29 protein-coding genes are annotated in these 23258 nt (G+C 46.9%); 15 read left to right on the forward strand and 14 right to left on the reverse strand.

Translation table 11 applies throughout. The features are described from left to right. Positions 1–103 precede the first annotated feature (103 nt). Positions 104–436: a 30S ribosomal protein S6 gene (rpsF, locus tag NDA03_RS18615; protein WP_190530303.1), complete on the reverse strand. Its 333-nt coding sequence runs from the start codon at positions 434–436 to the stop codon at positions 104–106. 237 nt (positions 437–673) lie between these two features. Here rpsF and NDA03_RS18620 point away from each other — a divergent pair, with 237 nt between their 5' ends. Beyond that, positions 674–1465, forward strand: a complete 792-nt coding sequence (locus NDA03_RS18620; RefSeq protein WP_190410635.1) for a fumarylacetoacetate hydrolase family protein — start codon at positions 674–676, stop codon at positions 1463–1465. 25 nt (positions 1466–1490) lie between these two features. Here NDA03_RS18620 and NDA03_RS18625 read toward each other — a convergent pair whose 3' ends face one another. After that, the gene (locus tag NDA03_RS18625) at positions 1491–1964 is read right to left on the reverse strand and encodes a Tic20 family protein (protein ID WP_190410634.1); all 474 of its coding nucleotides are present in this window, start codon (positions 1962–1964) and stop codon (positions 1491–1493) included. 237 nt (positions 1965–2201) lie between these two features. Further along, positions 2202–2399: a hypothetical protein gene (locus tag NDA03_RS18630; protein WP_348238820.1), complete on the reverse strand. Its 198-nt coding sequence runs from the start codon at positions 2397–2399 to the stop codon at positions 2202–2204. 114 nt (positions 2400–2513) lie between these two features. On the opposite strand from NDA03_RS18630, the gene NDA03_RS18635 reads away from it, so the two are divergent. The 6 genes from NDA03_RS18635 (at position 2514) to aroQ (ending at position 7661) form a co-directional block, all read left to right on the forward strand. Further along, complete coding sequence (locus NDA03_RS18635; RefSeq protein ID WP_348238821.1) at positions 2514–2762, forward strand: hypothetical protein; 249 nt, start codon at positions 2514–2516, stop codon at positions 2760–2762. 245 nt (positions 2763–3007) lie between these two features. Further along, positions 3008–4291, forward strand: coding sequence for a serine hydroxymethyltransferase (gene glyA, locus NDA03_RS18640; RefSeq protein ID WP_190410631.1), 1284 nt, complete (start codon positions 3008–3010; stop codon positions 4289–4291). Positions 4292–4501: 210 nt separating this feature from the next. After that, a complete protein-coding gene (locus NDA03_RS18645; protein ID WP_190410630.1) occupies positions 4502–5560 on the forward strand; it encodes an MraY family glycosyltransferase in 1059 nt (352 codons plus the stop codon). A 36-nt stretch (positions 5561–5596) separates the two neighbouring features. Next, complete coding sequence (locus tag NDA03_RS18650) at positions 5597–6868, forward strand: competence/damage-inducible protein A (RefSeq protein WP_348238822.1); 1272 nt, start codon at positions 5597–5599, stop codon at positions 6866–6868. A gap of 167 nt (positions 6869–7035) precedes the next feature. After that, the gene (locus tag NDA03_RS18655; protein ID WP_190410628.1) at positions 7036–7179 is read left to right on the forward strand and encodes a hypothetical protein; all 144 of its coding nucleotides are present in this window, start codon (positions 7036–7038) and stop codon (positions 7177–7179) included. A gap of 23 nt (positions 7180–7202) precedes the next feature. Then, positions 7203–7661: a type II 3-dehydroquinate dehydratase gene (aroQ, locus tag NDA03_RS18660; RefSeq protein WP_190410627.1), complete on the forward strand. Its 459-nt coding sequence runs from the start codon at positions 7203–7205 to the stop codon at positions 7659–7661. A gap of 265 nt (positions 7662–7926) precedes the next feature. Here the strand turns inward: aroQ and NDA03_RS18665 are convergent, their stop codons facing one another. Further along, complete coding sequence (locus NDA03_RS18665) at positions 7927–8397, reverse strand: tetratricopeptide repeat protein (RefSeq protein ID WP_348238823.1); 471 nt, start codon at positions 8395–8397, stop codon at positions 7927–7929. Here NDA03_RS18665 and NDA03_RS18670 point away from each other — a divergent pair. After that, positions 8396–8902, forward strand: coding sequence for a DUF1499 domain-containing protein (locus NDA03_RS18670; protein ID WP_190410625.1), 507 nt, complete (start codon positions 8396–8398; stop codon positions 8900–8902). The genes NDA03_RS18665 and NDA03_RS18670 overlap by 2 nt on opposite strands. Positions 8903–9031: 129 nt before the next feature. After that, positions 9032–10543 carry an FAD-dependent oxidoreductase gene (locus tag NDA03_RS18675; RefSeq protein WP_190410624.1) on the forward strand — a complete coding sequence of 504 codons (1512 nt, stop codon included), beginning with the start codon at positions 9032–9034 and terminating at the stop codon, positions 10541–10543. Here the strand turns inward: NDA03_RS18675 and NDA03_RS18680 are convergent. Then, entirely contained in the window at positions 10524–11600 is a 1077-nt protein-coding gene (locus tag NDA03_RS18680) for an alpha/beta hydrolase (protein ID WP_190410623.1), read from the reverse strand. The genes NDA03_RS18675 and NDA03_RS18680 overlap by 20 nt on opposite strands. Positions 11601–11788: 188 nt before the next feature. On the opposite strand from NDA03_RS18680, the gene NDA03_RS18685 reads away from it, so the two are divergent. The 5 genes from NDA03_RS18685 (at position 11789) to NDA03_RS18705 (ending at position 13940) form a co-directional block, all read left to right on the forward strand. After that, a complete protein-coding gene (locus tag NDA03_RS18685; protein WP_190685659.1) occupies positions 11789–12442 on the forward strand; it encodes a Uma2 family endonuclease in 654 nt (217 codons plus the stop codon). Between the two features lie 71 nt (positions 12443–12513). After that, on the forward strand, positions 12514–12894 hold the full coding sequence (locus NDA03_RS18690) for a calcium-binding protein (protein WP_190439246.1): 381 nt from the start codon (positions 12514–12516) through the stop codon (positions 12892–12894). 13 nt (positions 12895–12907) lie between these two features. Then, complete coding sequence (locus NDA03_RS18695; RefSeq protein ID WP_190410620.1) at positions 12908–13249, forward strand: 2Fe-2S iron-sulfur cluster-binding protein; 342 nt, start codon at positions 12908–12910, stop codon at positions 13247–13249. A 79-nt stretch (positions 13250–13328) separates the two neighbouring features. Next, a complete protein-coding gene (locus NDA03_RS18700) occupies positions 13329–13472 on the forward strand; it encodes a hypothetical protein (RefSeq protein ID WP_190685656.1) in 144 nt (47 codons plus the stop codon). Positions 13473–13502: 30 nt separating this feature from the next. Next, complete coding sequence (locus tag NDA03_RS18705; protein WP_348238824.1) at positions 13503–13940, forward strand: hypothetical protein; 438 nt, start codon at positions 13503–13505, stop codon at positions 13938–13940. Positions 13941–14000: 60 nt separating this feature from the next. Here NDA03_RS18705 and NDA03_RS18710 read toward each other — a convergent pair whose 3' ends face one another. The 9 genes from NDA03_RS18710 to NDA03_RS18750 form a co-directional block, all read right to left on the reverse strand. Continuing rightward, a complete protein-coding gene (locus NDA03_RS18710; protein WP_190410617.1) occupies positions 14001–14285 on the reverse strand; it encodes a DUF2470 domain-containing protein in 285 nt (94 codons plus the stop codon). 26 nt (positions 14286–14311) lie between these two features. Continuing rightward, entirely contained in the window at positions 14312–15262 is a 951-nt protein-coding gene (locus NDA03_RS18715; RefSeq protein ID WP_348238825.1) for an alpha/beta hydrolase, read from the reverse strand. Positions 15263–15477: 215 nt separating this feature from the next. Continuing rightward, a complete protein-coding gene (locus tag NDA03_RS18720; protein WP_348238826.1) occupies positions 15478–16413 on the reverse strand; it encodes an aldo/keto reductase in 936 nt (311 codons plus the stop codon). Between the two features lie 70 nt (positions 16414–16483). Beyond that, positions 16484–17653, reverse strand: coding sequence for a pyridoxal phosphate-dependent aminotransferase (locus NDA03_RS18725; RefSeq protein ID WP_348238827.1), 1170 nt, complete (start codon positions 17651–17653; stop codon positions 16484–16486). A gap of 245 nt (positions 17654–17898) precedes the next feature. Then, positions 17899–18720 (reverse strand): SDR family oxidoreductase, encoded by an 822-nt coding sequence (locus NDA03_RS18730; RefSeq protein WP_348238828.1) that lies wholly within the window; start codon positions 18718–18720, stop codon positions 17899–17901. After that, on the reverse strand, positions 18717–19145 hold the full coding sequence (locus tag NDA03_RS18735; RefSeq protein ID WP_190429536.1) for a DUF1824 family protein: 429 nt from the start codon (positions 19143–19145) through the stop codon (positions 18717–18719). Before NDA03_RS18735 ends, NDA03_RS18730 begins: the two co-directional genes overlap by 4 nt. Positions 19146–19157: 12 nt before the next feature. Beyond that, on the reverse strand, positions 19158–19643 hold the full coding sequence (locus tag NDA03_RS18740) for a glutathione peroxidase (RefSeq protein WP_348238856.1): 486 nt from the start codon (positions 19641–19643) through the stop codon (positions 19158–19160). Between the two features lie 41 nt (positions 19644–19684). Next, on the reverse strand, positions 19685–20440 hold the full coding sequence (locus tag NDA03_RS18745; RefSeq protein WP_348238829.1) for a phosphatase PAP2 family protein: 756 nt from the start codon (positions 20438–20440) through the stop codon (positions 19685–19687). Positions 20441–20460: 20 nt separating this feature from the next. Next, entirely contained in the window at positions 20461–20691 is a 231-nt protein-coding gene (locus NDA03_RS18750; protein WP_190429539.1) for a hypothetical protein, read from the reverse strand. Positions 20692–20920: 229 nt separating this feature from the next. Here NDA03_RS18750 and NDA03_RS18755 point away from each other — a divergent pair, with 229 nt between their 5' ends. Beyond that, positions 20921–23143, forward strand: a complete 2223-nt coding sequence (locus NDA03_RS18755; protein ID WP_348238830.1) for a flavin-dependent dehydrogenase — start codon at positions 20921–20923, stop codon at positions 23141–23143. Positions 23144–23258 lie beyond the last annotated feature (115 nt).

Below are 23258 nucleotides of genomic sequence, written 5' to 3' on the forward strand. Positions count from 1 at the left end.
ATAAAAAAAAATTCCCTCCCTGGTGTGAGGGAAGGAATGGAGGGTGGGACGAAAGTCCACCTTGCGACTCAACAAGGGCGGAGAAACTCCACCCCAATCGCACTTAACTGACTGCTTCTGCCTCAACTGGCTCTGGCTTCGGTTCGCGCACTTCCTGCTTGATGGTGAGGTAGCGGATGACTTCTTCCGACAGACGCATTGCCCGTTCCATCGGCGCTATCTGGCTGCCATTGCATTTGTAGTTCATTTGAACATAAATGCCTTCCCGATGCTTGCCGATATCTTGAGCTAGACGCCGCCGACCCCGATGCTGGATTTCGATGTCGTGTGCCCCATTGTCGCTCAAGATACCTTGATACTTGGCGATCGCCAAGTTTACTTGTTCCTCGGTCAAATCGGGACGGAGGATGTACATAGTTTCGTAAACGATCTGCATTACTGTTAATCTCCTTATGGACAAGACGGCTTCTTCTAGCACTGGGACTAGGAAGTTTGGGATTGGGAATGGAAGTCGCACCTTGAAAATCTCAACTCGCTAGCCTATAGCGTCTAAAGATGAAGAAGCAAGGAATTAAAATCTTACTACCAGTCCATCAATTGTACAAAGTTACCAGGGTAAATTCACCTCAACGTCCAGACCATACATCAGCATAATCAAATAGCAGTCAACATTATGGCGCAGCGCTACGTCCGAGTCCGAACCGCAAAAGGACAGACTTACTACGGTTTATTGCAACTAAGCCGAGGCGTTCAGGTGCTTGATGCGCCTCCCTGGTTACACGGGCAACCTACGGATTTGCAGTTAGAACCCGATACTTATCAAATTCTGGCTCCTTGTGCCCCGTCTAAAATTATCGCGGTGGGCAAAAATTATGCCAGCCACGCCGCTGAAATGGGGACGGATGTGCCAAAAGAACCGTTACTATTTCTCAAGCCGCCAACGTGTGTCACCGCAGCGGGGACAGAAATTCACTACCCCCCGCAGTCACAGCGAGTGGACTACGAGGGCGAATTAGCTTTAATCATTGGCGATCGCGTTTATTGCTGTACGCCAGAAGAGGCACAAACTAAAATTTGGGGTTACACCATTGCCAATGATGTTACCGCCCGCGATTTACAAAAGCAGGATCTTCAATGGACGCGGGCAAAAGGATTTGATACTTTTTGTCCTTTGGGACCGTGGATCGTCCGTGAGTTGAGTCCGGCTGCCCGCTTGCAAACTTTTCTGAACGACGACCCCCAGCCGGTGCAGTCAGCACTCATTAATCAGATGGTGTTTGCGCCCGATTTTCTAGTGTCTTACATCTCTCAGGTGATGACACTGTTGCCGGGAGACGTGGTGTTGACTGGAACGCCTCAAGGGATTGGTCCGATGCAGGTGGGCGATCGCGTTCGCATCGAAATTGAAGGCATCGGTCACATGGAAAACACGATTGTGTCACGTCCCACACCAGCCGCGCCCTAACGAAGATTCTGCCTGCGGCAAGAAACTAGGGAACTTGGCTGTAAACTGCCTCTGAAATCCCAGGAATTTCTGCGTAACGTCCTATCACAGACTGAACAACTGAATAGGCGCAGGCAGCAAGCGTTCCTAGAAAAACAACATTAAACAGCGTTTGTCCTACCAAGCCAGTTCCTAGCGCTGGAGTCAAAATCTGCAATGCCATAGTACACAAAAATAGAGCAATGTCTATTAGGAGTGCCTGCATGGTGTTGAAACGAATGAAATGGCTAATCTTTTCGTTTCTAACTACGCCTAAGAACAAGACAAAGAAAATGATTAAACTGGCAAACGGTATACTGTAAATTGCTAGCAACGGTTGTAGCGGCAATAAAATCAGTGCTAAGACAGGAAACTGTCTAAACAGGTACGCCCCAAAAGGAAGCACAGAAAGCAAAGGGAGTAAATAAGGAAGGCAAGCGAAAACCCGGTCTTTCGCTGTTGCTGAACCACGCCAAGTCATCGTGCGTTCTCCTGAAATAATATATTTATCGCCAGTTATTACTAAGTTCAGGATAACGCAGATGCGATGTCAACCAGGACACCCCTAGGTCAGACGTGCCTCATCAAAGACAAGGAGCCTATAGCGTAGGCGCACTCTTGTTTGTCAGAGAAAGTAGCGATCGCCATTAAACCCCAAATCGCAAATAGCACCTCAGCAGGCTTTAAACTTCAGCAAATAAACTTGAGCAAAACGAGATTACTCAATATTGGCAATCCGGAAGCCCATAAGACACTCGTATTGATCGGGTTGATTTTCGGTAAGCTTGTGAATCTCTTGAGCGCAGCGGAGCTGCCCCTGACGCCAGCGGGGTTGACCACTTTGATCGGCAAGTAAACAGGTCTGACAAACTTGTTTGGGGGAGAGTATCTGCTCATCCGTAAGAATGACTAACATTTAATACCTCCACGAGAGCTTTAATTCGCCCGCATCCATTCTAGGTCAGGTTTTCGGCGAGATATGGTAAATTAACATACAGCTTAATGTCCTCTCCTAAAAGTAGGAGTGAGGATGGTTACTAAAGCGACGCTTTGCGCGTGTGGTAAGAGAGGAGGGCAGAAAATAAATTTGGCACCTAACTTTGGGATCTCAACAGTATGGGCGTCTAATCCCTCTAAAGTCTTGCAGTTTGCGATCGCATCGGTTGCCAAGTGGGTAAGGTTAACATCATGGGCAACTTTTTCTAAATCCCAATTTATCCGGGGTTGGCGATCAAATGTCAAGCAAATTTTTCCAGCTCCTCAAGCTCCTTATGAATAAGCGAGAAAAATACAGCAAAATTGCATACTGTGCCAGGTTAGCTAGTTTGGATGAAAGGTTGCCAAAAATTGTTCGCTTCAAGTGTTAACAGAAAAGTTGGGTAGAGACACGACTCCAACAGCGTTAAGATTGAAGACTCCCGAAAATACTGACCTGGGCTAGTAGCGCGGACATGGCGTTGACCGAAAGCGCACCCGAATCAAAGTTTGAAAGGAAGACTGACACTATTTCTAGGGGTTCACTTTGTGAGTAAAACAAACTTAGACTTTCTAGCCGAAACCGATCCTACCGTTGCCAGCTTTGTCCACGAAGAACTCCAGCGCCAACGCGCCCACTTGGAGCTAATTGCCAGTGAAAACTTTACCTCCGCAGCAGTGCTGGCAGCACAAGGCTCGGTATTAACAAATAAGTATGCCGAAGGTTTGCCGGGGAAACGCTATTACGGCGGCTGTGACTTTATCGACAAAATTGAGCAATTGGCGATTGACCGCGCCAAACAGCTATTTGGAGCAGCTCACGCGAACGTGCAACCGCATTCGGGGGCGCAGGCGAATTTTGCTGTTTTCCTGACCCTGTTGCAGCCAGGAGACACGATTATGGGGATGGATTTGTCCCACGGGGGGCATTTAACCCACGGTTCGCCAGTAAATGTGTCGGGGAAGTGGTTTAAGGTTTGCCACTATGGAGTCAGTCAGGAAACAGAACAGCTAGACTACGATCAGATCCGGGATTTGGCGCTACAACACCGTCCTAAGTTAATCATTTGCGGCTATTCAGCTTATCCGCGCATCATTAACTTTGAGAAATTCCGCGCGATCGCTGATGAAGTCGGAGCTTATCTATTAGCGGATATCGCCCATATTGCGGGTTTAGTTGCCACAGGTCATCACCCCAATCCTCTACCCCACTGCCACGTCGTCACCACCACCACCCACAAGACCCTGCGCGGTCCTAGAGGCGGCTTAATTATGACCAGCGACCCAGAACTCGGCAAGCAACTAGACAAAGCCGTGTTCCCCGGTACTCAAGGGGGTCCCTTAGAACACGTCATTGCCGCTAAGGCGGTGGCATTTGGGGAAGCACTGCAACCCGCGTTTAAAACTTATTCGGCGCAAGTAATTGAAAATGCTCGTGCGTTGGCAACTCAGTTGCAAAAACGCGGCTTCAAGATTGTTTCTGACGGGACTGACAATCACTTGATGCTAGTAGACTTGCGTTCTATCAGCATGACTGGCAAGCGAGCCGATCAGCTAGTGAGCGGAGTGAACATTACCGCGAATAAAAATACCGTACCCTTCGATCCAGAGTCGCCGTTTGTAACCAGCGGCTTGCGGCTGGGTTCGCCAGCAATGACGACGCGCGGGATGTCTACTGGTGAATTTACAGAAATCGGGGATATTATTGCCGAACGGCTCCTGAATCCAGAAGAGGAAGCAGTGGCGGCGGAATGTCGGCGGCGAGTGGCAGCATTATGCGATCGCTTCCCCCTATACCCCCACCTGACAATTCCCGTACCAGCCTTAGCATAAAAATCGTAGGGGCATAGTCAGGGCGGCTATGCCCCTACTCCCCATTCCCCCGCTTAATTCCCCATCCCCCTCTGCCTCTTCCCGTCTGAAATGTAGTAGACTCTGCCTGACGATTGTTTTGAAGGATGAAAGATCAATAGCGATTAGCAATCAGCTAACAGCTTTTTTTAATTTCTCCCTTCTGATGTCTAGTACCCTACTTAATTTCAGATGCCCCCCCAGCTGTATCACCTGGTTGCCTTTCTCGTATCTGCCTGTGTTGTCCTCTGGGCAACACCCGTTGTGAACAAAATTGGCCTCCAAAAGGGACTGGTTGATTTACCCAGCGAGCGCAAAGTCCATAAGCATCCTATCGTGCGGGTGGGAGGTGTCTCTATCTTTGCAGGCACCATTATTGCCCTACTGATTGTTTGGGGAACCGGGGGATTTGGCGCTTTGAGCGCAGAGAAATCCCTAGAAGTTTGGGGCGTTATCTTGGGTGGTCTTGGTTTTTTCCTAGTTGGCTTAGCCGATGATTTGTTTAGTTTGTCGCCTTTCTTGCGGCTGTTTCTGCAAATTATCATTGCCAGCTGGGCTTGGCACCTCGGCGTCCAAATTGACTTCCTCACCGTTCCCTTCGCTGGACTGGTCACATTGCCAGACACAATTAGCTGGCCGATTACCGTCATTTGGCTGGTCGGTCTGACTAATGCCATCAATTGGATTGATGGTCTAGACGGTCTAGCTGCTGGTGTTTCTGGCATCGCTGCCGTGGTAATGCTGATTGTGAGTTTGTTTATGAACCAACCGGCGGCAGCACTGATTGCCGCAGCGCTTGCCGGTGGCTCATTGGGATTTCTTCGATATAATTTCAACCCCGCTCAGATTTTTATGGGGGATGGGGGAGCCTATTTTATGGGCTTTACCCTTGCTGGTGTCGGCGTAATTGGCTTAGTAAAAAGTACTGCTGTCACTGCGGTATTACTGCCTTACCTGATTCTGGCTGTGCCAATTGTGGATATGTCAGCGGTGATTGTGCAACGGCTGTTGCGAGGCAATTCGCCTTTTATTGGCGATAAATTCCATCTGCATCATCGGCTGCTGCAAGCGGGTCTGCCACAACGTTTGATAGTTTTGTTTATCTACGCTTTGACGCTCTGGGTGGGAAGTTTAGCCCTGGCTCTGGCTAAAATACCAAGCGGACTTGCTTATGCGATGGGTGCAACGTTGTTGTTGGGGTATACCAGCTGGCAAGTTTGGCGAAATTCGCGTATGAGGAGTGAGGAATGAGGAAAAATACAAAATTAAAAAATAAAAAACTTTTGCATGAGTGCTGAAATTATTTGTGTTGGTACAGAACTGCTACTCGGCGATATTCTCAATAGCAACGCCCAATTTTTGGCGCAGCAACTAGCCTCTCTGGGAATCCCCCACTACTATCAAACGGTGGTGGGAGATAATCCTGGACGTCTCAAGCAGGTGTTGGAGATTGCTGCTGGGAGATCCCATCTGCTGATCTTTACTGGCGGTCTGGGTCCCACTCCCGACGACTTGACCGTGGAAGCGATCGCTGATTTTTTTGGCGTTCCCTTGGTAGAACAACCGGAAATCGTCGAAGATATTACTCGCAAATATGCTATGCGGGGGCGTCAGATGACCCCCAGCAATCGAAAACAAGCGCTCATTCCCCAGGACGCCTCAATTTTACCCAATCCAGGCGGTACGGCCCCCGGTATTATCTGGCAACCCCGCACGGGTCTGACGATTCTGACTTTCCCCGGCGTCCCTTCAGAAATGAAGCGGATGTGGCAGGAAACCGCCGTCCCCTTTCTCAAGAGTCAAGGCTGGGGCAAAGAAATCATCTACAGCCGGATGTTAAAGTTCTGGGGAATTGCGGAATCGGCTTTGGCTGAAAAAGTCGCGCCCTTCCTCGACCTCCCTAACCCCACCGTTGCTCCTTACGCCCTTCACGGAGAGGTGCGGCTGCGAGTCTCGGCAAGAGCGGCGTCAGAACCGGAAGCGCTAGGACTAATTGAGCCAGTGGCGCAACAACTGCGGCAGATAGGAGGGCTGGATTATTACGGCACTAACACTGACACCCTTGCTTCTGTTGTCGGCTTTTTGTTGCAAGAAGCCGGGGAAACGCTTTCGGTGGCAGAATCCTGTACGGGTGGAGGATTGGGGCAGATGCTAACCAGTGTCGCTGGGAGTTCCAATTATTTTTTGGGCGGCGTCATTTCTTATGATAACTCGGTGAAAATTTCCCTTTTGGGCGTCAATCCAGAAGACTTAGCCCAGGTCGGTGCGGTGAGCGACGCGGTCGCCAAGCAAATGGCACTAGGTGTAAAAACACGTCTCTCAACCACTTGGGGACTCAGTATCACAGGGATTGCTGGGCCGGGAGGTGGTACGGAAACCAAGCCGGTGGGATTAGTCTATATTGGTCTAGCAGGGCCGGATGACACGGTAGAAAGTTTTAAGCACCAGCTGGGTCAAAATCGAGAGCGAGACTCGATTCGGTACGCCAGTGCTTCAATTGCCCTTGACCAACTGCGGCGAACAATGTTGAAGAAAAAGTTAACGACGGATGTGTCTTAAGACGGATAGACGCCGCCCGGTCACACACATCCATAGTGAGATTACTCACCTGTTTCTCCATGTGCTAGGGTTAGAATAAATCTTAACCACAATAGGATCCATAAACTCTCACGTTTGCCCTGTTGTTAAGTACTCATCCTGGTTGTATTGCAGGAGTTTTCAATTCAATGGACTATATAGAAAATGTGTTGGAAAAGCTCAAAGAATGGGCACGTAAGCTCATCGAAACGCTCCTGGGACCGGAGGCTGAGCCGGAACCAGAACTGATTCCAATTCCAGTGAATGAGAGATCGTCGCGCCGTCGTAGTTAGTCTATTGAGTTGCTGCTGAAACCTTGGGCATAGTTACTGTTCTGGTGCTGCACGGACCAAACTTAAACCTATTGGGACTCCGAGAACCAGGGATTTATGGCTCTGTGACGTTGGATGAGATTAATCGCCTGTTAGAACAAGAAGGGCAAACGCTCGACTGTAAGGTCTTTACTTTACAGTCAAATCATGAAGGCGTCTTAGTAGATGCAATTCAGAATGCCGTTGGGCAGCACCAGGGAATTTTAATTAACGCTGGGGCATATACTCATACCAGCGTAGCGATACGGGATGCGATCGCGGCTGTTAACCTTCCGACTGTAGAAGTGCATCTGAGTAATATTTACCGACGCGAAGCTTTCCGACATCATTCTTATATCGCACCCATTGCAATTGGACAAATCAGCGGCTTTGGTGCAGAGAGTTACCGCTTGGGGTTAAACGCTCTAGTTCACCACTTGAGACAAAAAAGTGGCGGTGAATAAACTTCGTGGCGAATGATTGTCTTTATTTGAGGAACAGATGACCGACCCGATTCGGCGTTGCTTCCCGGCGTAACAAGCGATCGCCTGAAAACGAGCTTCATTAAACGCATAGCATCTTGGCTCGGTCGTCTTAGCAGCGACCGGGTTTTTTTTAGAGTTTATTCCCTCCCCGTCAGGGAGCCATTTACTGCCAAACTCCTTATGTATGGGTGTTTTGAGTAACCAGTGCTGTTGCTTGTAGCTGAATCGTTCTTAGCTTAAATTCTTAGCTCAGCTGTGCGGTACATTCAAGAATCAATCTTTGATTTTCTAAGGCGTAAGGCTGAATTTCCAGCGCTTGTCGAAAAGCTTGAATGGCAGCGCTGTAGTCCCCCAGTCCGATATGGCACAACCCCATCCCATGTAGCGCCCCAAAATGGAACGGGATGAGCTTAACCACCATCTGGCAGTCTTGGAGCGCCTTTTTGTACTCCCTGAGAATATAGTAAAGAACGGCTCGTCTATTCCAGGCTTCCGCGAAATTTGGTTGAGTCTCAATCAGGTCGGTGAGTAACGCCTCTGCTTTGGCAAGCTCTCCTGCCTCCAGCATTGCCTGCGATCGCCCAAGTAGTTCAAACCCTACCACTCCCTTTTGATGAAACCAGACGCGCCACAGCTCTGCTGTAGCCTCATAACGGACGGTTTCATCAGGATTTTTTAGGTCTTCTAGTAACGAATTGATAGAAAATTCATTCATGAATATCACTTCCAATCGGTCGCGTTGGCTTCTAATCTCTCTATCCTTATGTTTAGCAGCTATCTGTTGGATAGGGGCAACTACCGCTTTGTCAGGAGGAACGATCGTGTTTGCCGGAAAACCACCCACTAATCTCGGTGTCCAGTCAGGCCAACTAGCGCCTTGCCCTAGTACGCCCAACTGTGTCAGCAGTCAAAGCCAAAATGCCCAGAATAAAATTGAGCCTTTGACCTACAATTCTTCCCCAACGGAGGCGATCGCTAATCTCAAAACAGTTATCAACTCCCTCCCGAAAACCAAAATTATCACTGAAACTGAGAATTACCTCTACGCGGAATTCACTAGTGCGCTGATGGGGTTTGTCGATGACGTGGAATTTTATCTCGATGAAAGCGCAAAAACGATCCATATCCGTTCAGCCTCCCGCCTAGGACAGTCGGATTTGGGCGTGAACCGTAAAAGAATAGAGACAATCAGAGCCAAACTCAACGAACTGAGAAGCTAGGTGTAAGTAATAAAACCCCTTCAATCGGTTCGCCCCCACAGAAAAGCTCCTCTTCGCCCCCTCCTTGCTTGCGGGGAGGGTTGAGGGTGGGGTTCTTGTCATCCTGAAAACAGAATGGAGATGTGCGCGATGCCAACAGAAACACAAACCCCAAAAATAGTCGTCGTTGGTGCTGGTTGGGCAGGGTTGGGGGCTACCTACCACCTAGCGCGTCAAGGCTATGACGTAACCCTTCTAGAAGCTGGCCCCTATCCGGGTGGCTTGGTGGCGGGCTGGAAGACCGCAGGGGGGCGCTCTGTAGAAGCGGGGATTCATGGTTTCTGGTATCCTTACCGAAATATCTTTTCTTTGGTAAAGGAATTAGGGCTGAGTCCGTTTACGCCTTGGACTCGTTCCTCCCAGTATTCTCCAGCCGGTTTAGAAGTCGAATCTCCCATTTTCCAAGACTTACCGCGACTTCCCACTCCACTTGGAACTTTTCTCTACACGCAATTTAAACGGTTGCCATTAAGCGATCGCCTATCAGCTTTACCGCTACTCTACGCAGTTATTGATTTTGACAATAGCGACGAAGCTTGGCGACGCTATGACTCTGTAACGGCGCGAGAACTCTTCAAAGATTTTGGGGTTTCGGCGCGGCTTTACCGCGATTCCTTTGAGCCGATGCTGCTGGTTGGTTTATTTGCCCCTGGAGAGCAATGTTCCGCCGCTGCCGCGCTGGGTATGCTTTATTACTTCATTTTGGCTCACCAACCCGATTTTGATGTCGTCTGGTGTCGCGGAACAGTTGGTGAGATGATCTTTCGCCCTTGGGTGGAACGCATCGAACAAGCAGGGGGAAAATTACTCGCTAACCGACGAGTCAGTGACGTAATTGTTGATAGCAATAATCAAGCGACAGCAGTTGTCTGTGGGGATGAAGTTTTTGAGGCAGATGCGATTATTTTTGCTGTTGGTATCAGTGGCATGAAGAAGATTGTGTCTGGTAGCCCCAGCTTACAAAACCGTAAAGAATTTCGAGATATTCACAACTTGGGCGCGGTTGATGTGTTGGCAACTCGCCTATGGTTTAACCGCAAAATTAATATTCCTCGTCCTTCCAATGCCTGTTTTGGTTTTAATGCAACAACTGGATGGACGTTTTTCGATTTAAATGCCATACATGATGAGTACCGCGATGAGCCAGGGACAGTTATTGAAGCAGATTTTTATCACGCCAATCAGTTTCTTCCCTTAAATGATGAAGAAATCGTTTCGCTTGTACAACAAGATTTAGCAACTTGTATCCCGGCTTTTCGAGATGCGAAAGTAATCGATAGTAGTGTAATCCGCTTACCGCGTGCAGTGACTCACTTTTTCCCTGGTAGCTATCAGTATATGTTACCCGGAGAGACAAGTATCAAGAATGTATTTATGAGCGGTGATTGGATTGTGACTCGTCACGGTTCTTGGTCGCAAGAAAAGGCTTATGTCACTGGTTTGGAAGCGGCAAATTTGGTTATTTCTCGCTTTGGGCGTGGGAGTAAGGCTTTGATTCTACCAATAGAGGCGGATGAGCCGCATATTCAAGTTGGTCGGTCAATTAACCAAAGCATACGTAATTTCGGTAAAACATTCTTACCTAATATTTGGCTCCCTTAGAACTATTTAGCTGTGTTTTTTTCTTCAGTCCAAACACTGCACCAAAACCACTTAGCAACATCAATGCAGATGTCAAAGAGGATTCAGGAACTGGCTTTGATTGGCTAGTTACATTCACATTTGCATCGAGAGCATCCCCTGTAGAATACACATAATTAAAAGCATCTTTGTCATCGAGAACGCTGGCACGCAAGAAAAGTGCGCTCCAGCGAGCTACCGTTTCTACTGCTACATCTTGAGTTACTGTCGGAGTGTTGCTGTCTGGTCTTGCACCTATGGGGTTGTTCGTATCTGTGATGCCATAGTGGTTAGCACCCAAAATGGTAATCAATACTTTAGGAGGATTTTGGATCTGATTGTAGGTTTTTTGGGCGTTGACAGGAAGAGCAATACTATCAAGATTTCCCTGTAAGAGAGCAGTGGGAATTTTTGAATTGTTGATGGGAATAAACTCTTGAGTATTGAAGTTCCGTAAATTTGCACCGAAAAACGCTCCTGCTACGAGTTCATTAGGTCGGCTGAAGGAGCCTTCACATAAAATAGGAAGGCAGAGGTTGGCAATAGCAGATAGTCCGACAGCACCCCCTTGGGAATGACCGAGTAAGGCTAGTTTCTGTGTATTGATAACGCCAGCAACAGGTGAAGTAGAGTTAGAGTTTTCTTTCACCATTTGTGCTAGAACGGCGTTTAATTGTGACGTTTCGGGTAGAAGTCCCGTAAATCCTAACTCTGGCAGTGACTTCTGGTGATTGGGTACAACTACTACGAATCCGTAGCTTGCTACTGTACTAGCAAAATTTGTGTAATTTGATTTATCAACATTCGCACCTTGCAAGAGCAGCGCAATGGGAAACGAATAGTTGCCAGTTTTAAGGTTTGATGGGTTTGGAAAGTAAATATCGGCTAAGTCATTATTAGCGGAGATTGTTGTGCTGTAGCTACCTACATCGTTGAATAAAGGAGCATCGCTGAACTTTGCAGCGGCAGTTTCCGCGATACCAGCAACAATAAACACTGCACCAGCAGAAGCGATTGATAACACTTTTAGGGTAGTCACAGAACTTACTCCTTTATCAACTACGTATGCAGAATGAGAGATTATCAAATAATCTTACTGATAATATTGCTGACAGCAACGTTCTTTAGATACAGAATGCGACGCCCAAGAAAGCAGCCGCTTCGCTTCACGCATCCACACTGCCTACTCAACTTGATATCTTGGTAGAAAACGCGGGGTTAAGTCCTATGGTGACGACAACGAAAACCACTCAAGGGCGGGGTGTACTTAGAAACATTAGTTGGCAGACTTTTGAAACAATACTTGCAGAGATGGGGGAAGATCGTAACACTCGGCTGGCTTACGATCGCGGAACGCTGGAAATAATGACTCCTCTGATGCCTCATGAGCATAACAATAGACTGCTGGAACACTTGGTTTTCGCTTTAGCTGAGGAACTGAACCTCAACCTCAGAAGTGCTGGATCTCTCACTTGTAAGCGTCCAGACTTACAGCGGGGTGTTGAACCGGATTCTTGCTTTTATATTCAAAATGAACCGCTAATCAGACAGAAAAGGGATATTGACTTAACGATTGACCCACCTCCTGACTTAGCAGTGGAGGTGGACTATACCAGCGCTTCGGTTGACAGACTTTCAATTTATCTGGCTTTAGGTGTTCCGGAAGTTTGGCGTTATGACGAACCTGTGATGCAAATTTATCAATTGCGAGACGAAGTGTATGTTCCTTGCACTGTCTCTCCTACTTTTGCAAATCTACCCTTAACAACAGAAATTCCAGGGTTTCTGGAAGAAAGTCTAAGAATTGGGGAAATCCCCATGATTCGGTCTTTTCGCGCTTGGGTAAGGCAGCAAATAGAGCATCGTGACGACAATTGTTGAGGAGAATTGAGGACGCGATCGCTCGAAAGATTTATTATATTCAAAGTTTAATTATCCGGAGCTAATGTCTTATGCCTAACGTTGAGGAAGACGAAATCCGAGAGAATCGCATTGCAATGGAAATAATCGTCGATGCCTATGACGAAGAAGAACAGGCGATGGGATGGTACTACTACCTTAACGATAATCTTAACTTCCCCTTTAAAGCTAAGTGGGTGAGAAAGGGAGGCAAATCATCCTCACCTGAAGGCAAAGAAGTTGAGGTAGTGGAAATGTCATCAGAAGATGAATGCTTGCACGATATGTTTGTGGAAGTGCTTTACAAAGATGCTACAGGTGAAGATACGTTCTCGGCTCGTTTATCAGAAATAGAACCGATTGATGCTGATAGCGAAACCTTGGAAGCAATCGCAGACTGGCACTATTGGCTTGACAGAGGATACGAGTTTTAAAGGAGTCGTTTTAATGGCAGTTTATCAAGTCCGGCTGGTAAATCCAGCGATCGCGCTTGACCGTACCATCTCCGTGCCAGACGATCAGTATATTCTAGATATGGCTGAAGATGCGGGCATTCGATTACCTTCTGGGTGTAAGCAAGGGGAATGTTCGGCTTGTATCGCCAAGTTGGTGAGTGGTGAAGTAGACCAAAGCGAACAAAAATTTCTACGTCCAAAAGAACTAGAGGCTGGGTATACTGTTACCTGTGTGGCTTATCCGCTGTCGGATTGCACTTTAGAAACCCACCAAGAACAAGTGTTATATAAATCAGCTCTTTACTTTCAGCCAGATACTGCTAAATCTGAATAATTTTTGTGCGAATGCTTGCAATATTTCGGAACTAGCAATTCAGTCAGTTTTAACTAAAGATACAGATTGTTTTGTTGCCATGTTTTTAGGTGAAAATTTGGTTAAACTTGCCGCTACAAAAGTATTTACAGGGAAGATTATTGAGTGCGATCGCGCTGACGTATATGAAAAAGCCGAAGGATGCCGTTCTTTTGAGAAAGAACACACCGTTTTGAAGAAATGAAGGGTGAAATAGCTAGTACGGAGGATAAAAATGAGCCGGTTACTCTACGAAAACTCAGTCTCTCATAAAGGATATCTGATCATCCCATTTGTTTTTGGAATGGCGGATGGTCAAAATATTTACTCCTATACTTTACTTTCTGAATTAGGGCATAAAGGTAGATTTCATAAATTGGAAAATCCGGCTGGTATTTATTCAAGTTGCATTGATACGATTATTGAGGCAGCCAAAGAACATCTAGATGAGAATTCAGATGTTGTTAGCCAAAACGATTATTTTAAAAATAGATACATTTATCAAGATAATTTGATTATTGTTTATCAATTAGCAAGTAAATATTTTTACGATCATTATAAATCTGATAACTTAAATAATGTTGCCGCGCCAAAAATATTTGGAACTGAACAAGAGTGCATTACCTGGATAAAAGAGGGACTAGATAAGTCACAGATTAATCAACAAGTTTAAATTTTACGAGCATAAAAGTAAGGTGGACAATGCCCACCCTACTCAACGTTCTTTTTGGTACTATTTTGAATGAGAACGCGCTTGTTTCACCATTGCAATGAGCGTATGGTGAGCATCTTCGGCATCTTTGAGAATATGATCGAAGTGAATGCGTATCGGCACATCCGAACCTTTGACTTGTGCCATGAGATTCATACCTTCTGGATCTACTGAAACCATTTCTGCCTTTGCAGCATCGGGAGAATTACCATAAGTTTGGGCGTAAAGAACGACAGCATCAGCATGATCGTCGTTCATGTGAGCGCAAATGCGATCGCTTATTTCAGACGTTATTGCATCGGACATTAGATAGCATCCTCTGATGTAATTAATTAAGAATGTTTAGCGACAAAATTGGTAACTACATTGACGAATTCAACTGTTGACTCATAGGGTAGAACATTACGACCTAACATTTTGATACCCTCAGCATTAGGTAAAGACTTCTGATAGTCAGCCAAGCGTTCATCGGGAGTTTCACCTTTGCCAGCTTGACTAATGCTGGATGCCGTGTCGCCGACGACTACTAGAGTGGGTTGAGAGATAGATGCGATCGCGTCTTGATAATCTTGCCGCCAAAACCCTGCTAGAAAGGAAAAAACAGCATGGCGAGTCTCTGGATCTGTCGCACCTTTCTCCAGCGTTTCCAGCCACTCCCGATCGACTGAATCAGCCTTTTCAAAGAGTTGTTTAGTTGAGAAAGAACGTAAGAACTGTTCGCGCCGCGCATAGCGATAAAAGGCACTCCCAAAAGGAGAGTCTAACAGATTCCAGGTAAGTTTTTGCCGCCAATTTTCTCTAGGTTTAGCAAGCAATGTCAAAGCGGGAGGGCCAGCCAGCACCAAGCCTCGAATAAAATTAGAATTCGTTTCTAGACGAACTAACTCAATTGCTACCGGCAGCAAAGCCCCTTGTACCACTACAATCACAGGTTTTTTTACTACAGTCTGCAAAAAATGTTGCAATTGCTGTGCCCAATCAAGAGGACTATAAGCCACATGAGGCATATCGCTCTCACCACATCCCAGTAAGTCTGGATTATAAATTGGATTCCGGAGACCCGCTTCATACCATTCTCGACAGAATCGCTGCCAAAACTTTCGGGATAATCCTACACCAATGGGATGAATTAATAGGAGGGGAGTCCCATCATTTGTATTTGGATTAATTGCGGTATGAACTTCGTAGGCGCAGCGATAATTTTCCCAATTGTAAAACTGCGTAGGAGTTACAGTTTCAGTTGCAGAAATTTGTAGATTTTGAGTTGAAGACAAGGGTTGCATAATTATCCAGAAAGCAATTAGGGTTAGGAGCATCCCAATCAGAGTAAAAACTCTTGATGGCTAAAATCGCGGATATACAAACGAAGCCTGATGAAAGCAGGTTTCAGCTTGTAGGCTTGTTTTTAGAAAAATGGGATGCGCTTTGCTCATTTTTTGGGTTGATGAGCTAAATTTTGAGTTAACTTAACAGTGCCTCCTGGCAAAGCTCAGCTCATCTATCGCTCGTAAGAATAAATATCTCCCGGTTGTTTGAATAGGGTAGATGAACGAGCAGAAAGCAATTGCAGATCGTCCTTATCTAGTTGAAAACTCAAAGCTTCTACATTCTTTTGAATCTGCTGACGATCTTGAGTAAAGCCTGAGATGACAGCCGCAACACCCGGCTGCTGCTTAACCCAGTTTAAAGCTACTTGAGAAATTGTTTTCTCATATTTTTTTGCCACCTGTGCCAACGTGTCTAGCATCTCTAAGACAGGTTGCCAGCCGCCGTGGGCGCGGATCATACTGTTGTAGTAGAAGCCACGGGCATGAGAGCCTTCGCTGGGGGGTGACGAGATGCCCCGGAACTTATCCGACAAGAAGCCGCCTGCTAGAGAACCGTAGGACAACAAAGCAATATTATGCTGGAGGCATAGACTTTGCATTGAGTTTTCTACGCGTCGGTCAATTAAGCTGTATTGCACTTGATGAGTGCTAATTGTGGCGTATTGCAAAGCTTTTTCTAACATTGGCGTATTGAAATTAGTAACGCCAAGTTTGCGAATCTTACCTTGTTCTAAAAGTTCTGCGAACACCCTAAAAGTAGAGGCAAAATCTAATTCTGGATTGTGCCAGTGGATTTGTACGCAATCGAGGGTATCGCGTTGCAAATTGCGGAGAGAATTTTCAATTTTGCTGCGAATTTGTGCCGGAGTTGGAATATTGCCGAAAAAGACGCCTTTGGTCAAAATGGTGCAGTTCCTTCCTGTCAGCAAGCGACCGAGAACACTTTCGCTGCGTCCGTAGATGTCTGCGGTATCGAAATGAGTAGTACCCAGCGCTAAGTAAATATCCAAAGCACGGGCAATATCGGTTTCTGGAATTCGTTTCCAACTGCGATCGTCGAGTTGCCAGCAGCCGACAATTAAAGAGGATTTTTCTTGGCTATTCATGCTTTCCGTCAATCTTCCTTGCAATTCATGGCAAAAAGGTGTAACTCTTCGCTAAATGCCCCCTTGACGATTATGCGCTTAAAATCGCTGACAAACCCCTCACGAATCGCCCAATTCCCTCGGCTGCGGTTTCTTTTTGCAGGGCACCATAGGCAACGCGCAGATAACACCCGTCTTCCATGCCAAAAGTTGTACCTGGAATAACCGCGACACCATGTTCGCGGATCAGTCTTTCTACCAAGTCCATTGCAGGTAATTTTGTATGGACTCTCAGCAGAAAATAAAAAGCTCCATCTGCTGGAGGAATGGTGCATAAATGTTGGATGTGATCGCATTCGTTGAGGACAATTTCTCGCACAGAGGCGATCGCTTCTAGCTTTTCCTTGCAGTAGCCTACTCCCGCTTGTAATGCCCCGAATGCGGCATACTGGGAAATCACCGGCGGACAAATCAAAATCGTATCCTGAATCTTCTTGACGGCGATGAGGAAGTGTTTCGGCATCACCATATACCCGATGCGCCAGGACGCGAAACCGTAAGCTTTAGACAGCGAGAAGAGGGAAATTGTATGGGGGTGGCTGTCTGGAATCGCTGCTGGGGAAAAATGCTGCACGCCGTTGTAAGTAAAATATTCATAGGCTTCATCGCTGATGTGATAGATGCCGCGATCGCGACAAATTTGATTCACTTCCCGCAATGAAGCTTCCGAATACACGGCTCCTGTGGGATTATTGGGCGAAATTGTGACAACTGCCCGCGTTTTTTCGGTAATTGCTTGCCGAATCGCCTCCGGACGTAGTTGATAATTCTCATCCGTTGCGACCAGAACCGGACGACAACCCGCCATTGTAATTGCCATCTCTTGGTTGAAGTAATAAGGCGTTTGGAGAATAATTTCGTCGCCGGGATTCGCGATCGCTAACATCACATTCACGAACGCCATGTTACTGCCAGCCGTGACTACAATGCAGTTCTCAGCATTCATGTCAATCGCGTTCTCAAATTTTAATTTTTGAGCGATCGCCTCCAGCAACGGCGAGATCCCTTGTACGGGTTTGTACTTGTGATTCTCTGGATCTGCCAGGAAATGGGACAGTTGCGCGATCGCTTCTGGCGGCGGACTATAATAAGCAACGCCTTGTCCCAAGGAAATCGTTCCCGGACAGCTACGAATCAATTCCCCAACAACGGGAATAATTGGCGACTGCACCGCCTGCATTCGAGAAGATTCGGTAAGCATACAAAACTCATCGTTCAGGGTTTATTGTGCGTATTTCATATTATTTAAAATTTAACAATTACCTTTTTCTTGTTCTCCTTTTTAAAGGAGTTTAGGAATCAAAGGGTGAATTGTACAAGCTTAAATCCCCTAGCCCACTTTAAACGGGAAAGCTGGAAATTTGCATACAGTGAAGCCGAGATTCCCGACTTCTCTAAGAAGTCGGGAATCTGAACCGATGGCATCTCATAACTCCAATAAGATTGCTATATTGTTTCTGGATGGCTTAATTGAAACCCAGCGGCTTTTAGCTTCTGAGTTGACACTCGCGCATTGTAAGGTCGAACACTTTTCTGGGATTCATCCCAAGAAACATTGGGTAGATTATGTTGCTTGCACACGCGGTCAAGAAGTTCTCGATAAGTCAAATGTGCATCATCTACTAAATTATAAATTCCTTGGAATTTGTGCTTGCGGGCAAACTCGATAGCAGCAACAATGTCATTTAGGTGAATCCAATTTGTTGGGTCTTCGCCATTTCCTGGGCGAGTTGTACCAACAACTCGACTGAATATTTTGGATAATTCACGACCTGGCCCATGAATCCCGCCTAAACGGAGAATGCAAACGCCTAGATTTTCAGTGGATGCTGATAGCAATACTTGCTCGGTATCGCAGAGAATTTGACCATTCTTATTAGCCGGTGCAACGGGTGATTCTTCATCCACCCATTCCCCATTTTTATCCCCGTAGACAGCATAACTCCCCGTATAGATTAGCTGTCGTACTGAAGGAGTTTGTTTTAAGGCTGAGACTAAGCTATGGGCAGTTTTTAAATAAGTTTCTTCATAAACATCGGCATTTTTTGCTCCAATACTCAGCAGTACAGTATCCTGATTTTCCAGCACCGATTGTAGACCTGCCAAATCATCACCTTTTGTAAGGACGACTCGTTGGCCAACTGCTTCTAATTCTGAAATTCGTTCGGGAGAAGTTGTGGTTGCGGTGACAGTAAATCCTAACTCCTGACGCCAATATTGGGCAATTGTCTTACCCACATAACCACAGCCGATGATTGCAACGTTCATGAAAATTTCGATGTAAATAAATCTAAAGGTAAATGACCGTACATCTCGTTAATTCCGTCTTCATTCGCAGACTGGCAGGACACCAAAACTCCACGATGTTCTCCTATGTACGGATTGAGATAACACAAGTTAGTCTTGGGGTTAAATTTAATATAAACAGAGCCATCAATCGGTGCTAAATCTTTATTGACTTCATAACCTAAAGCCATTGCATAGGTTTTTAAAGCTTTAATCCCTTGCTCTGTTGTATCGGCACAAACCCCTAGTATTTGGTTATCAGAAAGCTCACTTACCAAAAGTAGCGCTTGGCGAATTGAATCTTTATCCGGTGCATCTTCACTGGAATCTATCCTTAAGCAGTCGAAAACTTTGAGGATTTTATGTGCTTCTTGAACGGTTAAGTTTGACAAATTCTGGACAGACATAAATTCCTTGACTTACTGGGCTAATTCCCGCTCAATCGCTGCAATCAATTCTGCTGAATCTGGCTTCACACTGCTATTAAATCGATCCACGACTTCACCTTGCTTACTGACTAAGAACTTCTCAAAGTTCCAAGAAACATTTCCCGTAGGCTGTACTGCACTGGTAAGCCGAGCATACAGCGGATGCTGTTCTTGACCTTTGGCATGAACTTTGTCAAACATCTCAAAGCTGACGCCGTAGTTGGTCGTGCAGAAATTCACAATCTCTTCATTGCTACCGGGTTCTTGCGCTCCAAAGTCGTTGCAAGGGAATCCTAGAACGCGCAATCCCTGATCCTGGTACTTTTGGTTTAACTGCTCTAATCCTTTGTGCTGAGGCGTGTAGCCGCACTGGGAAGCGACATTCACGATTAAAAGGACCTTTCCGCCGTACTCGGAAAGTTGCTTATCTTCACCGTTGATAGTTTTTACTGCGATATCAGAGACTGTACTGCTCATTAATTTCATTCCTATACACCCTGATTGAGCTGTGTTTTCCCTTATCTGCGGTTAGCGATATTGGATTCTTCTTCGTTAGGGACGGGCGTTTTTTGACGGGCTGGCTTGTAATATTCTTGCCAAATTTCCAAGCTGAGGATACAGGTCATCAACCACACAATCCCTGCTGCATATCCAGCGACGACATCCGTAGGCCAATGGACGCCGAGATAAAGCCGACTCAGACCAATACCCGTAACCAATAGCAGTGTCCCGGTGGCGATCGCTATGTGCCATTTACTTAACTGCTTGACCAGCAAATAGCCAAGTGCGCCGTAAACAACCATTGAAATCATCGCATGACCGCTGGGAAAGCTGTATTGACCCACATCAATGACCCGATCCCAAAGCGCCGGACGGGCGCGACCAAATACCACCTTGAGTAAATAGTTTAAGCCAACTGCACCCACTCCAGCGATCGCAAGTGTTATGGCTTGCCCTCGCCGACCGTCTCGGTACAGCCAAATCCCGAAGCCCAAGCAAATGACCAGCAACACCGTGGGTTCTCCCACAAATGTGAATCCCAGCATTAGCCGATCGAGCAGCGGCGCGTGCAGGCTTCTGATAAACACTAGAATTGCCGTATCAATGGCTTGGGTTTCTTTGTCTAAAACTTCGTCAGCAATTTGGGCAAATCCCCACAACCCTAGGGCAGCAACGAATAGACCCGCTGCTGGAATCGTAAATAACAAGGGCAATATGTGCGATCGCCACCACTGCGGCAACGCGGAGATAACTCGCTTGGCAATTTCGCGCATAATCTGGCGGTTCTAATTTGCTAGAGGCTAGCCCAAGCTTGGGCAACGATGTCGCTAAGCCAGTGTCTTTGTGCCTGATCCAGCAGACTATCTTCTTCTAGCACTTGAGCGGTTAATTCGTCTAAAGACTGCCCCTCTTGACGGGCAATTTGAACGACTCCAGCGATCGCTGCTGCCACTAATTCTTCATCAACGGGCTTTTGCCGTAAGGCGACAATTTCTTGAGGACTGGCTGGGATGGGATAATTCATGGCGTAGGTCATAGTCTATGGGCGGGTTTAAAGGATTCATCGCTCAGGGCTTTCGTCGTGAGCGGTTCCCCGCCCGTCCAACAGTTGCACCCCTGTACATTAAGAAAATGAGAATTGTGTAAAGTTTTTTAATCGATTCTAAGCAATTCGTATCCGGAAGTTTAGCGCACTTTGACCCCGGTTCACTCTGTCTTTCTCAGGAATAGGTTCCCTAATGCAGATCGCCAATATGAGAGAAATACTTTACTTAGAAGTTCCTACCCCGGATACAGCCGCCGTCCGTGCCTGGTTGCAACAAGAGTACGATCCAGGAGCAGGGGAGAAAATGCTCACGCCTGACGGTATCAGGCTGCAATTTCCCAATCCTGAGAGTCTTAAGAAAACGGATACAACCCAAAATCCCGCAATTCCGCAACCCGAACTCTCAATTTTTATTTGGTCGGTGCAGCGAACCACGTATCTGAAGGTCTTCCGTTGGGCACAGCAGGCTATCCCCGATGAAAGAGAGATCCTGAAACAACTTACCTCCAATCTGAGAAGCCGGTTTCCCCAACAATATCCAGAACCACCGGCGATTGATTTGTCAAAGCAATCTATCTTTGAAGCTTTGGCTCACGATTACCCGGAAACCGTCCGCTTCTTTCAAAAAATGCCGAACGGGGAATATGACCTGAATCGCGTCTATTGGTGGGAGAAACGTTGGCGCGAGAGCGTTCGCAATCCGAAACAGCCAGCGCAGGTTATCTTCCGAAGAGACAGGGAAATCAGGAATCAAAAGGGAGATGAAGCCTTCACTGACTCCTCCGCCCTCCCCTCTCAGTCCATCCTTCGGGAAGGCGAAGCGCCCTCAGCCCTCAGCCCTCAGCCCTCAGTCCTCTCCCCTCAGTCCTCTTCCTACGACCTGATTTATGTAGGTGGTGCCTTGGGCGTCATCCACGCTGCTGTCATGGCTCAACTCGGCTACCGGGTGCTATTACTGGAACGGCTCCCTTTCGGGCGCATGAACCGGGAGTGGAACATTTCCCGCGATGAATTTCAAAGCTTGATTGATTTAGGCTTATTTACCCCGGCGGAATTTGAAAGCATTATTGCCGCGGAGTATGTAGATGGGTTTCACAAATTCTTTGATGCCAATAATCCACCCAAGCTAAAAGCACAGGTATTGCATACCCCAACGGTACTGAATGTGGGATTGGACGCCGAGAAACTACTGCGTCTGTGTGGGGAAAAACTCACCAAAGCCGGTGGGGAAATTTGGGATGAGACGGAGTTTATCCGAGCGGATCTTGAGCGATCGCAAGTTACCGTACAAGCGAAACATCTGCCCAGCCAAGCTCAGCGCCAAGCTAGCGGACGCCTGCTAGTAGATGCGATGGGCACTGCTTCGCCGATTGCGTGGCAGTTGAATGGGGGTCGCACTTTTGATAGTGTTTGCCCAACCGTTGGGGCTGTGATTGCCAGCGGGTTTGAGCCGGGGGTGTGGGATGCCCAATACGGGGATGTGCTGAACAGTCACGGCGATATTTCGCGGGGACGGCAGCTGATTTGGGAGTTATTCCCCGCTGAAGGTGAAGAAGTGACCTTCTACTTATTCCACTATCATCAAGTGCATCCCGATAACCCCGGCTCGTTATTAGAAATGTATGAAGATTTTTTCAACATTTTGCCGGAGTATCGCCGCTGCGATATGGAGAAGCTGGTGTGGAAAAAACCGACATTTGGGTATATTCCGGGTCACTTTAGTGTTGGAAGTCGCGATCGCACGGTTGCTTTCGATCGGCTAATTAGCATTGGCGATGCCGCCTCTCTCCAATCTCCCCTCGTTTTTACCGGCTTTGGTTCCCTGGTTCGCAATCTCTCCCGTTTAACCAACCTTCTCGATACCGCCCTCAAACATGACTTGCTCCAAGCCCATCACTTAAATCAGATTCGCGCTTATCAAAGCAACGTCTCCGTTACCTGGTTATTTTCTAAAGGCATGATGGTTCCCACCGGCACCTACTTACCGCCGCAGCGAATTAACTCGATGCTGAATACCTTTTTCGGGCTTTTGGCGACAGAACCCCCAGAGGTGGCAGACACGTTTATTAAAGACCGAGTGAATTGGCTAACCTTCAATCGACTGGCGCTAAAAGCCGCTTGGATCAATCCAGCTTTGCTGTTATGGATTTGGCAACTTGCCGGTGCTAAAGATATCTTCCGCTGGCTGGGCAGCTATTTCAGCTTTACACTTCATGCCCTAGTTGTTTGGTTGCTGGGGGGTTGGTTTCCGGGTGCCCTCCGGCGTCTACAACCTTCACTAGAAGAACACTATCCTGCTTTGTGGTTATGGCTGCTGGCTCAGAGCTATGCCCTCACTGCTGGGATGGGGCGTCCTCAAAAGAACCATCAGCTTTCTACGCGGAAAGAGCAGAGGCAAACGTCTTCCGAGCGGGTCGCGATTAAAAATTAAAAATGCAAAATTAAAAAGAACAATGTTTAATTTTGTATTTTTAGGACTTACGCCGAGATCCCCCTTGCATCTCCCTTAAAAAGGGGGAACCGGAAAAGCCCCCTTAAAAAAGGGG

Source organism: Trichocoleus sp. Lan (assembly GCF_039961855.1).
GTDB lineage: Bacteria > Cyanobacteriota > Cyanobacteriia > Cyanobacteriales > FACHB-T130 > FACHB-T130.

What these genes read in the sequence shown, in the direction of transcription:
- rpsF (WP_190530303.1), bottom strand. Translation starts at nt 436, where the DNA reads ATGCAGATCGTTTACGAAACTATGTACATCCTCCGTCCCGATTTGACC.
- NDA03_RS18620 (WP_190410635.1), top strand. Translation starts at nt 674, where the DNA reads ATGGCGCAGCGCTACGTCCGAGTCCGAACCGCAAAAGGACAGACTTAC.
- NDA03_RS18625 (WP_190410634.1), bottom strand. Translation starts at nt 1,964, where the DNA reads ATGACTTGGCGTGGTTCAGCAACAGCGAAAGACCGGGTTTTCGCTTGC.
- NDA03_RS18630 (WP_348238820.1), bottom strand. Translation starts at nt 2,399, where the DNA reads ATGTTAGTCATTCTTACGGATGAGCAGATACTCTCCCCCAAACAAGTT.
- NDA03_RS18635 (WP_348238821.1), top strand. Translation starts at nt 2,514, where the DNA reads ATGGTTACTAAAGCGACGCTTTGCGCGTGTGGTAAGAGAGGAGGGCAG.
- NDA03_RS18645 (WP_190410630.1), top strand. Translation starts at nt 4,502, where the DNA reads ATGCCCCCCCAGCTGTATCACCTGGTTGCCTTTCTCGTATCTGCCTGT.
- NDA03_RS18650 (WP_348238822.1), top strand. Translation starts at nt 5,597, where the DNA reads ATGAGTGCTGAAATTATTTGTGTTGGTACAGAACTGCTACTCGGCGAT.
- NDA03_RS18655 (WP_190410628.1), top strand. Translation starts at nt 7,036, where the DNA reads ATGGACTATATAGAAAATGTGTTGGAAAAGCTCAAAGAATGGGCACGT.
- NDA03_RS18670 (WP_190410625.1), top strand. Translation starts at nt 8,396, where the DNA reads ATGAATATCACTTCCAATCGGTCGCGTTGGCTTCTAATCTCTCTATCC.
- NDA03_RS18665 (WP_348238823.1), bottom strand. Translation starts at nt 8,397, where the DNA reads ATGAATGAATTTTCTATCAATTCGTTACTAGAAGACCTAAAAAATCCT.
- NDA03_RS18675 (WP_190410624.1), top strand. Translation starts at nt 9,032, where the DNA reads ATGCCAACAGAAACACAAACCCCAAAAATAGTCGTCGTTGGTGCTGGT.
- NDA03_RS18685 (WP_190685659.1), top strand. Translation starts at nt 11,789, where the DNA reads ATGGTGACGACAACGAAAACCACTCAAGGGCGGGGTGTACTTAGAAAC.
- NDA03_RS18690 (WP_190439246.1), top strand. Translation starts at nt 12,514, where the DNA reads ATGCCTAACGTTGAGGAAGACGAAATCCGAGAGAATCGCATTGCAATG.
- NDA03_RS18695 (WP_190410620.1), top strand. Translation starts at nt 12,908, where the DNA reads ATGGCAGTTTATCAAGTCCGGCTGGTAAATCCAGCGATCGCGCTTGAC.
- NDA03_RS18700 (WP_190685656.1), top strand. Translation starts at nt 13,329, where the DNA reads ATGTTTTTAGGTGAAAATTTGGTTAAACTTGCCGCTACAAAAGTATTT.
- NDA03_RS18705 (WP_348238824.1), top strand. Translation starts at nt 13,503, where the DNA reads ATGAGCCGGTTACTCTACGAAAACTCAGTCTCTCATAAAGGATATCTG.
- NDA03_RS18710 (WP_190410617.1), bottom strand. Translation starts at nt 14,285, where the DNA reads ATGTCCGATGCAATAACGTCTGAAATAAGCGATCGCATTTGCGCTCAC.
- NDA03_RS18715 (WP_348238825.1), bottom strand. Translation starts at nt 15,262, where the DNA reads ATGCAACCCTTGTCTTCAACTCAAAATCTACAAATTTCTGCAACTGAA.
- NDA03_RS18720 (WP_348238826.1), bottom strand. Translation starts at nt 16,413, where the DNA reads ATGAATAGCCAAGAAAAATCCTCTTTAATTGTCGGCTGCTGGCAACTC.
- NDA03_RS18725 (WP_348238827.1), bottom strand. Translation starts at nt 17,653, where the DNA reads ATGCTTACCGAATCTTCTCGAATGCAGGCGGTGCAGTCGCCAATTATT.
- NDA03_RS18730 (WP_348238828.1), bottom strand. Translation starts at nt 18,720, where the DNA reads ATGAACGTTGCAATCATCGGCTGTGGTTATGTGGGTAAGACAATTGCC.
- NDA03_RS18735 (WP_190429536.1), bottom strand. Translation starts at nt 19,145, where the DNA reads ATGTCTGTCCAGAATTTGTCAAACTTAACCGTTCAAGAAGCACATAAA.
- NDA03_RS18740 (WP_348238856.1), bottom strand. Translation starts at nt 19,643, where the DNA reads ATGAGCAGTACAGTCTCTGATATCGCAGTAAAAACTATCAACGGTGAA.
- NDA03_RS18745 (WP_348238829.1), bottom strand. Translation starts at nt 20,440, where the DNA reads ATGCGCGAAATTGCCAAGCGAGTTATCTCCGCGTTGCCGCAGTGGTGG.
- NDA03_RS18750 (WP_190429539.1), bottom strand. Translation starts at nt 20,691, where the DNA reads ATGAATTATCCCATCCCAGCCAGTCCTCAAGAAATTGTCGCCTTACGG.
- NDA03_RS18755 (WP_348238830.1), top strand. Translation starts at nt 20,921, where the DNA reads ATGAGAGAAATACTTTACTTAGAAGTTCCTACCCCGGATACAGCCGCC.